Below are 8726 nucleotides of genomic sequence, written 5' to 3' on the forward strand. Positions count from 1 at the left end.
GCGTCCTTTCGTGATCCCATATCGGCATGAGCGCCCACAAATACATCAAAAGGCTGCTCCTTTAACACTTGCTGTGTTGAGTTGATCATTCCATGAATGTCATACCCTGGCAGGGTCTCATAAGGCATACGACCAAGCACTATCCAGTCGGCCACGAACAGGACATTCTCCGGCATAAAACGCATACTGACTGAGCCTCTGCCGTTATTTGATCCGTAGTACTTCATTTGAACCGAGTGCTCACCCAGCTTTACCGTCAACTCGTCGCTAAAGGTTATAGTAGGTAAGGCTGTGGGTGCTTTTGTCCAGCGCAAGTCTTGGTCTGCGTATTTATGGGCGATAACCTCTACAGCCTGCTGCGCTATGACATCGCCACCCAACGTATGGTCGACGTGGTTATGGCTGTACGCTAAATAACGTATAGGCTGATCAAAACGCTTTGCTAGCTCCTGCTTAAGGTACTGGGCAGCTTCTTTATTAATGGGATCAGTAACAAAAATACCCTGCTGCGTAACCATAAACACAGAGTGGTAATGGCCTGCTGAAAACCGATAGACATTACCCTTCACCTTTTCAATAGAGTAATCAGCCGCCATTACCGCAGTACACACACTAAGCCACAACACCACAGAGAAGAAGAGTTTCATTATTTGTTGCTCCTGGTTTTTACTATTTAGAGTGTACGGTTGTGAGCAAGTCTTCGATTTGAAAACAAGGAACAAAAATCATACTTACACTTTATCAAAACTCTTTAAGCATCATTTTCAACTATGCCGACTCATCTCTTGGTGTCTCATGCAATCTAGCTTTCTGAAGCTCTAGTAGCTCACGTAATAACATTTCGAGCTCTCCATCAAAAGTATCCAGCTCTACTCGTGCATCCATTAAGATGTTCGTTGTTTGCCGAAGGCTTAATAAAGCCAAGTTAAACCAGACTTCCTCGTCTGCTGCATTCATTTTCAGTGAGTTTCTGTAAGCTGACTGACTCGCCTCAAACCTATACTGTCTGAAGTAAATATTACCTAGCAATTTCCAGCTTTTATCTGTTCCAAGTCCCTTTTTATGCAACCAATGCAAATGCTGCTCCGCTGACAGAAGATCACCGGTTTGATACCAATTAATTGCAGATTCAAAACTTTGTTCTCGTGCAAGCTTCTCCTGAACCGTTGTACTACACCCAGAACTAACTAAGCTCAATAGAAATACTACAATCGTAAGGTTTCTTTTCATTTCGCTCTCCATGCGCTTTAACAAATTTTAGTTTCTTTCCAATCCATTTTTCTAAGGGCCAAAAACTTCCTGAAGCCATTTCAATTAATCCATATGCTCCCTTAAAGCGCGCAACTTCATTTGGACATATCAAACGGCGAACCTCGATAATAATTCTATCTTTATCCAGAGCAACAACATCGATAGGTTCCTTCATTCCCCACGTGTGAATTGATTTACAGAATGGGAACCAAAAAGCTCTATCTGGTGTTGGTTGCGGTTCATTCATCATCCCTATTAATCGCTGATGAAACTTTTTCATTTCTTTTACTTTAGGCCATAAAGTCACTTCCCGACTTTCACTCATCCAAACCCTCCTTGGCTTAACTGCACAATAACAGGCCCCAAAATAACCAAAAAATTTACTGGAAAAAAACAAGTTACCAGTGGAAACAACAACTTAACAGGAGCTTCCTGAGCTCTTTTCTCAGCCGAGTTAAGTAACTCCTGTCTCAGTTGATTCGCATAAAACCGTAATGACTTTGTGAGACTTGCCCCCTGTTGATACCCTTTAATCAGCATTAAGCTCCACTCTTTAAGTTCATTAGCCTCATACCGTTCCGAAAGCTCCTCCATAGACTTTGAAAAACTAGCTCCCCTCCGTAGTCGGCTCAGCATCGCTCTTATTTCAGTCGCAAGCAGTAGCTCACTACATGATTCGGACACTTTTTCCAACGCTGAAATAAGAGGGACACCAGAGGCGATCATCATTGCGATTAAATCGCAGAAGTCAGGTAACTGGCGAACTACAGCGCGATTACTTTTCCTAGCTGCAACTCTTCTCTTGTTAATTACTTGCAGTATCAGCAATATATAAATCGCTAAAGCCAGCCAAACCCCGGACGCCCAATACACTCCTACTGATACACTAGCCATTACGATCCAGAAGAAAAAAGAACGGGCTTCGCTATTTAAAGTTTCGATTTTTAAATGACTGGCAATCCATTTCCTTGATCTTTCAGGTAGGTAAAGCCAGATCGTCGATATTAAATTATCAAGCTTGTCTCCAAGAGCTAGAAACTGCCAAACTGTCACAGCTAGCAATACGCAACTTAATGATGCGGCAAATATTAATAAGGCTATTAAAATCATCTTTCATCTTCTGGATGCATAATACGTTTAACCATCCACCCGCCAATTGACATTAAGAAAAAAGCAGTCATCAACATAAAAATACCGACGAGAGACTCCGTAAAAAGTGCGGTATGCTCTGGCTTAACCCAGCTCAAAAGGAAATACAATCCAACCGGCATCAGAACTAGAATTTTCGCTTGCATTCTAGCTTGCGAAGTAAGAGTCAGTTGACGCTCTCGAAGGTGCTGTTGTTGCTGTAAATTATCCGCTAACCTCAGAAATAACTCCGACTGCTGACCTCCGCTTCTCAAACCTAAAACCAAAGATTGAACCACGAGCTTTATTGAGAAGATTGGCAGCCTGAATTGCCAATGCTCTAAGCAGTCTATGAGCGGTTTTCCCATTTTCTCCTGTCTCAATAACTCATCTATCTCCTGACCAAGAGGAGCAGTCATATTCCCTTTAAAGCTCTTTAGAGCTGAACCAACGCTTGTTCCACTTCTAATTTGGTTACTTAAAGCAATCAACATTCCTGGAAGTTGTTTTTCAATTTTTAGCAGACGCCGCTTTTTGAAGTATCGATAAGAAAAAGGCGGGGCCAGTAAAGTAAAAATAAAAGTAATAGCGGCCCACTTAACATCAACATATACCCAAGCTAATAAAGGAAATAACAAAGCAACTATCAAGTAAAACCTGAGCAGAGTTTTCACAGGTAACCTCAAGAAAAACTCTTCTAATGATCGAACAGCAGAGCCAGCCAGTTCTTCTTCAATTTTTTGATAGCGCTTAGGCGTCAGGTGTGACAAAACCCATATCCAACAAAGTCCACTAATAATAATCAATAGTACTAGAGTGAGGGTGAACATGAGCCAGCCTCCATAATTGATCTCCATATACCTTCACGAATATCTTCCCTCTGATCCTCCGCAAATTTACAAAGAACCTGATTACTCACTAGCGACTTTTGACTACTTGAATATTCAAATAGTGCTGACATTTGAAGAACATCATCATCGACTCCTGTGACCTCATTAATACTAATTACGGCTCTTCTGCCATCAGGCAGACGAGCTATTTGTACAACAAGGTCAACAGCACTTGCTATCTGTTGCCGCAAAGCTGAAACAGGCAGCTCAATCCCTCCCATGAGAACCATAATTTCCAAACGTCTCAATGCGTCTCTGGCACTATTTGCGTGTACCGTACTAAGAGAGCCTGCATGACCGGTATTCATTGCCTGCAACATATCTAAAGCTTCCGGTCCCCTGCATTCACCTACAACAAGTCTATCTGGCCTCATTCGTAATGCGTTAATGACAAGCTCTCTGATGCTAATTGCACCTACGCCCTCTTGGTTTTTGGGTCTGGCTTCCAGGCTAATTAAGTTATCGTGATGCAGTCTTAGTTCTGCGGCATCTTCAATAGTTAATATTCGCTCTTCTTCTGATATCTCCTGAGATAAGACATTTAACAAGGTCGTTTTCCCTGTCCCGGTACCTCCAGATACAATGATATTCTGACGACAACGAACGGCGAATTTCAAAAAATCTGCAGCCTGTTGAGTCAGAGAGTTACCGGATACCAAGTCTTCTATTGTTAAGGACTTATTCGTAAATTTCCGTATAGTGAGACAAGAGCCTTTAGTTGCAAGAGGCGCCAATACAGCATTAACGCGGGATCCATCAGGTAAGCGAGCATCAACCATTGGGGATGCTTCATCGATATGTCTTCCGAGAGGAAGAACTATTTTATCAATAGCTCTGCGTAACGCTGCTTCATTACTAAATTGTTCAAAGGCTCTCTCTAGCTTACCTGCACGCTCGACATAAATATGTTCGAAACTATTCACCATGATTTCACTCACAGTGTCATCAGCAAGAAGCCTTTCAATTGGTCCCAAGCCAATAACTTCAGCGACTGCATCTTTGATATCTCGATCATCTGCACTGGTGTTCTCTTTTAAGAATGACTCAGCGTAGACTCTTAATTCGGACTCATTCATCTCATCAATACTAGGATCTCGTGTATCTAAACGAGCTCTAAGACAATTAATTAAGGTGACAGATGCCATCAGAATGTCTCCTTCAACTGCAAAATTGAATCATCCCTGTACCAGCCATTTTTCTGTGCTAGTTTATCGCGCCTGTCACGAGCTTGTTTCTGGGCAGTATCCATACGTTCAGCCGTAACCATGATCACGAGTTCCGTAGCTTGACTTCTGCTTTGTTGGCTATTGAAAGCATTCTCTATCACAGGTAGCTCCCCTATCCCTGGAACTTTATCTTCCTGAGCTGACTCATCCGTACTTAATAGCCCTGATAAAACCATCGTATCTCCGTCATTTGATAGAAATACTGATTCTGTTCGTCTACTCAATATTCCCGGAACACCAGACACGGAAACTGCTGGATCAATATTGCTTAGTTCTGCATGTAACCGGGTCTTTATCTTGTTCTCCGCCAATACAACCGGCTCAATAATTAGCTTTATCCCGTATTCACGAAACGTCACATCCTGCATTCCTTGAGCCACGACTTGAGGAATTGGCAACTCGCCACCTGCAAGAAAAGTTGCTTTTTCACCGCTCTGAGTAGATAAAGTAGGGTTCGCTAATAACTTAGCCAAACCGCGACGCTGCATAAGCATTAGTTGTGAGTTTATTTCTGCATCCCATTCAAATAGCCCGGATAAAGCGCTTGAAAAAGTAGGTCCACTGGTTGTCCCTTGCCAGCGAATTCCAATGTCTTCAAGATACTGCCGCTTAGTCTCCAGAATATTAACTCGGAGGGTAAGCATGGGGGCTTGTTTTGAAAAAGGCTCAGTTAAGTTCAGCACTCTCTCGTTGCTTTGAGATAGCTTACTTAATTCATCATAGTGCCTTTTCGATACCTGACCCGACAGTACAGTCACTCCTTGCTTATCTACTTTCCTTAGATCATTTTCTTCTTCCACAATCGCATTGATACGCGCACTGGTTGATAGGGAAAGAGTATCGGAAACACTGATGTCCAACTTTCTCACTTTATCTCGATGACTGAGCCAAATATCAGTCTCTCCTTCTCCTAAAGCCCTTAGAACGACTTGAGAATTACTTAAAACATGAACATCCACTATGCTCTCGTCGCTAACTACAATGTCTGTGCCAGGATCAATACTGACTATTTGAGTTTCACCTTTCTTAAGGACATAGGAGAGATCACTAGCATACGCCCCTGCAATATAGATAAATAAACAGAGTAATGCTGAGCACATTAACTTTATTGGACCTTCCATCGTTCCACCTTGCTTTGTTTTAAATCTTTGGACCAAACTTTTGTTTTAGATAACTGACGGCCACGAGCCCATACCAACATGGGACTCCCCAACGCTCTGGTAAAACTCTTAACCTCATTAGGCGCTATTAATAAAGTCAAAGAATACGAGCCGTACCCTTCCTCTAAGCCGTGAGTTTCAAATATTTCTATCGAACTAAAAGCGTTATATTCCCTACCTTTATCAAATGAATCTCCAACAAAAACGATATCAACCACATCCCCCTCTTTTAACAAGGCGTTATGGTGTCCTAAATTATCCGTATTAACCGTGATAGCGTAATAACCATTAGGCAACTTTTCTGAGAGACCACTATTTCTATTGTTCACTAACACACGTTCGGAAACGGGCTCTCCTGGCTCAACGGAATCTCGAAGCTGTCGACCAAGAACTAGACCAGCCTCACGCTCGACGTACCAGTTTTCATTAATTAATTCTTCCGGATACTTGCGAGCCAATAAGTCCTTCGCCGAAAGTACGTGACCGGCAGCCAAATCCTTAGCAAATACAACGACACTCCCCGTGCTTCTCGAGGCTTCTTCTAATCTCCGTGACGTTTCTTGTTGTAAGTACTGGTTAATTAGCCAGACTGTGACTATCGAAATTACAAAGCTAAAGCTAACGGCAAAAATCCATTTCGCCTTTTTTGTCATGAAGACCCTCCTGGAATTAAAACTAAATAGCGCCAAATAAAGTGATAGAACTCTTTCGCCTTTCGACCTGTCTCTATTAAGTAATCAATGAGAGAAAACTGCTCTTCAACAATTAACAAAACGGTCATTATCAGTAGCGAAATGAGCAACCACTCAGTTGATGCCTGACCACTTTCCTTTCGAATCATAAGATATGAACCAAAATCACATACTCGCCTTGCTCAGAGAACATGAGGCGGCCCATATCTTCTTTGAAAATCCAGACATCGTTCTCTTTTTCAATAGATTGGAAAGCATCAACTTTTTGGCTGTAATAAAACATCATCGATGTTTGTAGCTGTTTAAGAGGGTATCTAGCCAAGTATACCCACACTTCTTTACCGTTATTTTCATGTTTTGAAATTGGAGTAAACGGACCTTTTAAAAGTTTCTCTTTAGGTGGGAAACTAGTCATTGGCATTAGCACCCACTGTTCATTCTCAACTTCAAATAGCGTCCAGTCCGTCCCGTCGATAGGACAAAGCCAGAAAATCGTCTTTCCCCCCGGACAGTATGGATAGAACTGTTCCAGCGCTTCCCAGTCTGGAACTTTAGGATCATCCAAAAAAAGTGCATTAACACTAATAGATGAGCTAATAGGCTGTTCTACCCAACTCCAATCATCTAGCACGACAGGCAAATCCATAATTAATCCTTTTTCTTATATGCTTCCGGCGGAACAACATCTGGAGAAATCGTTCCAAATATTAGTGAATCCGAACTAAGTTCTTCAGCTAAAAAAATCCACCCTATTCCTTCCTGTATTAACCGCACTGCATCCCCCGACAGCGCGTTATTAACAACTAACGATGCAGGTCGACTTGATAATTCATCTGGGGTTTGTGCTTGCCAGCTATTATTGAGCCGCGCCATTGGATAAAAAGCTTCATTGTGAGACGGCTTAAGAACCCGTAAATTATCCCCTTCAAGACCTATAGGTAGTAACCTATTTATTGGGTCAAAAAATATCTCAGTATGTTTGTTTAAACGATAATCACCGGATAGGCTGGTTTTATCATCGCTCCTAACTCTTTCCCATATAGCCTCGCGGGCTGCGATTAAGTCAGCTGTATTAATTTCTATAGCTGGAGCGAGCACTTCCTGTACCGAAATAAAAATAGCGGCAAGCCCTCCAACCGATAAAATGAACTCAATAACAGCCTGTCCAGTTTGCTTAAAGGGCTTCACGGCCTAATATCCCTATCTTATCGATGTCTGAAATGGCTACTAATTCAGCTTCCCACAACGCATTGAAGAGGTTATCAGTTTCTATATACTCATCAGCCCGCGGAAAAACACTGCTTGGTCGGTTAAAACTTGTTCTCGATTTTGCATACGCAGCTTGCTTAATACCACTTACCTTAACTATGACCGTATCCATACTCATGTTTAGAAAACTACTAAGACGCATGAAACTAAAACGACGAGGCTCATCATTTAACGACCCCATCTGCGCCAGAGCCATCCGAGAAGACATCGAGTTGCTGCGAAAGGCACCACCATAATTTGAACGATGATAACGTCGTTGATCCTGAGCCTTTGCTCCCCAACCTAACGGAAGCTGTTCTTTGAAGCTTCCTATAAACCAACGCCGACCGTGGAGTGAAACAGAATCTAAAGCATGCCAATCCCAGCCCCCGTTTCGGTTTCTCGATAATTCTGTACCACCTCGTTTCACTATTTTATGGGTAAAAACACTGACCCAATCGTATCCTCTACTTTTGCTAAACGGGTCAAGACTTTTAAGAGTAAGTTCTTCTAACTCCTTAGATTCGTTTTTATTCTTGGTGTTGCGCACTTCAGTCTTGCGCCACCATAGGCTTGGAAACGGTGCTATTCCGCCGCCTTGATATGCTTCCCAGCTAAGCTCTTCTGAATGTTTGGAAACGATATCCTGAATAAGCAAAGGCAGTTCTATAGCAAAGCTTGCATCTAACAGTCTTTGCGCTGCAGATATTCCCTGTATTACCGCAGACTGGAAACGAATCAGGGTTTTCACAACCTCCTCAAAGCCTTCTTCAATACGCGCAATTATTGTTGATAGTGCTCGGGTGATTTGTCCTAGATATGGAATGAATGATGTAACGGCTTCGAGATTATCAGCCGTTCTATCGAGCATAGCTAAATAGCTCGCCAACCCCACCCATTGGGCAATTGCCACCTGATTACCAATAAGCGCGCGATTTGTTAATGCTAGAAAGTTCATCTGACGAGACATTGCAACAGCTGCGCTATAAGATGCGTTATCAGCAACACTTTGCAAGTACCACTGACGCCTGGCGTGTTTACCCATATCCGTTACGGCAAATAATAATAATGACACCAATAGCAACACCCCGACCATTAAAATCAGGGTTTGCCCTTTTGCACGTGGATTAG

General features: G+C 42.4%; 12 protein-coding genes. All 12 read right to left on the minus strand.

The features are described from left to right. On the minus strand, positions 1-647 hold a 647-nt coding region (locus B3180_RS03685), incomplete at its 3' end, for an MBL fold metallo-hydrolase (protein WP_286843127.1). A 121-nt stretch (positions 648-768) separates the two neighbouring features. After that, on the minus strand, positions 769-1230 hold the full coding sequence (locus tag B3180_RS03690; protein ID WP_143441126.1) for a hypothetical protein: 462 nt from the start codon (positions 1228-1230) through the stop codon (positions 769-771). Beyond that, positions 1184-1576 carry a DUF192 domain-containing protein gene (locus B3180_RS03695; protein WP_054487201.1) on the minus strand — a complete coding sequence of 131 codons (393 nt, stop codon included), beginning with the start codon at positions 1574-1576 and terminating at the stop codon, positions 1184-1186. Before B3180_RS03695 ends, B3180_RS03690 begins: the two co-directional genes overlap by 47 nt. Beyond that, a complete protein-coding gene (locus B3180_RS03700; protein ID WP_054487199.1) occupies positions 1573-2361 on the minus strand; it encodes a type II secretion system F family protein in 789 nt (262 codons plus the stop codon). Before B3180_RS03700 ends, B3180_RS03695 begins: the two co-directional genes overlap by 4 nt. Continuing rightward, the gene (locus B3180_RS03705) at positions 2358-3209 is read right to left on the minus strand and encodes a type II secretion system F family protein (protein WP_286843131.1); all 852 of its coding nucleotides are present in this window, start codon (positions 3207-3209) and stop codon (positions 2358-2360) included. Before B3180_RS03705 ends, B3180_RS03700 begins: the two co-directional genes overlap by 4 nt. Then, on the minus strand, positions 3191-4414 hold the full coding sequence (locus B3180_RS03710; protein WP_278358370.1) for a CpaF family protein: 1224 nt from the start codon (positions 4412-4414) through the stop codon (positions 3191-3193). The genes B3180_RS03705 and B3180_RS03710 overlap by 19 nt, the downstream gene beginning before the upstream one ends. After that, a complete protein-coding gene (locus B3180_RS03715) occupies positions 4414-5616 on the minus strand; it encodes a type II and III secretion system protein family protein (protein WP_278358369.1) in 1203 nt (400 codons plus the stop codon). Before B3180_RS03715 ends, B3180_RS03710 begins: the two co-directional genes overlap by 1 nt. Next, positions 5601-6308 carry a Flp pilus assembly protein CpaB gene (gene cpaB, locus B3180_RS03720; RefSeq protein WP_278358368.1) on the minus strand — a complete coding sequence of 236 codons (708 nt, stop codon included), beginning with the start codon at positions 6306-6308 and terminating at the stop codon, positions 5601-5603. The genes B3180_RS03715 and cpaB overlap by 16 nt, the downstream gene beginning before the upstream one ends. After that, positions 6305-6496, minus strand: coding sequence for a hypothetical protein (locus B3180_RS03725; RefSeq protein WP_054487189.1), 192 nt, complete (start codon positions 6494-6496; stop codon positions 6305-6307). Before B3180_RS03725 ends, cpaB begins: the two co-directional genes overlap by 4 nt. Further along, positions 6493-6993 (minus strand): hypothetical protein, encoded by a 501-nt coding sequence (locus B3180_RS03730; protein WP_054487187.1) that lies wholly within the window; start codon positions 6991-6993, stop codon positions 6493-6495. The genes B3180_RS03725 and B3180_RS03730 overlap by 4 nt, the downstream gene beginning before the upstream one ends. A 2-nt stretch (positions 6994-6995) precedes the next feature. Continuing rightward, positions 6996-7535 (minus strand): hypothetical protein, encoded by a 540-nt coding sequence (locus tag B3180_RS03735; RefSeq protein WP_286843136.1) that lies wholly within the window; start codon positions 7533-7535, stop codon positions 6996-6998. Beyond that, the coding region (locus tag B3180_RS03740; protein WP_414654021.1) for a pilus assembly protein TadG-related protein at positions 7522-8726 on the minus strand (1205 nt) is incomplete at its 5' end. The genes B3180_RS03735 and B3180_RS03740, both read right to left, overlap by 14 nt.

The organism is Idiomarina sp. UBA4206 (genome assembly GCF_002383015.1).
GTDB classification, from domain to species: Bacteria; Pseudomonadota; Gammaproteobacteria; order Enterobacterales; family Alteromonadaceae; genus Idiomarina; species Idiomarina abyssalis.

What these genes read in the sequence shown, in the direction of transcription:
- B3180_RS03700 (WP_054487199.1), bottom strand. Translation starts at nt 2,361, where the DNA reads ATGATTTTAATAGCCTTATTAATATTTGCCGCATCATTAAGTTGCGTA.
- B3180_RS03715 (WP_278358369.1), bottom strand. Translation starts at nt 5,616, where the DNA reads ATGGAAGGTCCAATAAAGTTAATGTGCTCAGCATTACTCTGTTTATTT.
- B3180_RS03705 (WP_286843131.1), bottom strand. Translation starts at nt 3,209, where the DNA reads ATGTTCACCCTCACTCTAGTACTATTGATTATTATTAGTGGACTTTGT.
- B3180_RS03730 (WP_054487187.1), bottom strand. Translation starts at nt 6,993, where the DNA reads ATGGATTTGCCTGTCGTGCTAGATGATTGGAGTTGGGTAGAACAGCCT.
- cpaB (WP_278358368.1), bottom strand. Translation starts at nt 6,308, where the DNA reads ATGACAAAAAAGGCGAAATGGATTTTTGCCGTTAGCTTTAGCTTTGTA.
- B3180_RS03710 (WP_278358370.1), bottom strand. Translation starts at nt 4,414, where the DNA reads ATGGCATCTGTCACCTTAATTAATTGTCTTAGAGCTCGTTTAGATACA.
- B3180_RS03690 (WP_143441126.1), bottom strand. Translation starts at nt 1,230, where the DNA reads ATGAAAAGAAACCTTACGATTGTAGTATTTCTATTGAGCTTAGTTAGT.
- B3180_RS03695 (WP_054487201.1), bottom strand. Translation starts at nt 1,576, where the DNA reads ATGAGTGAAAGTCGGGAAGTGACTTTATGGCCTAAAGTAAAAGAAATG.
- B3180_RS03725 (WP_054487189.1), bottom strand. Translation starts at nt 6,496, where the DNA reads ATGATTCGAAAGGAAAGTGGTCAGGCATCAACTGAGTGGTTGCTCATT.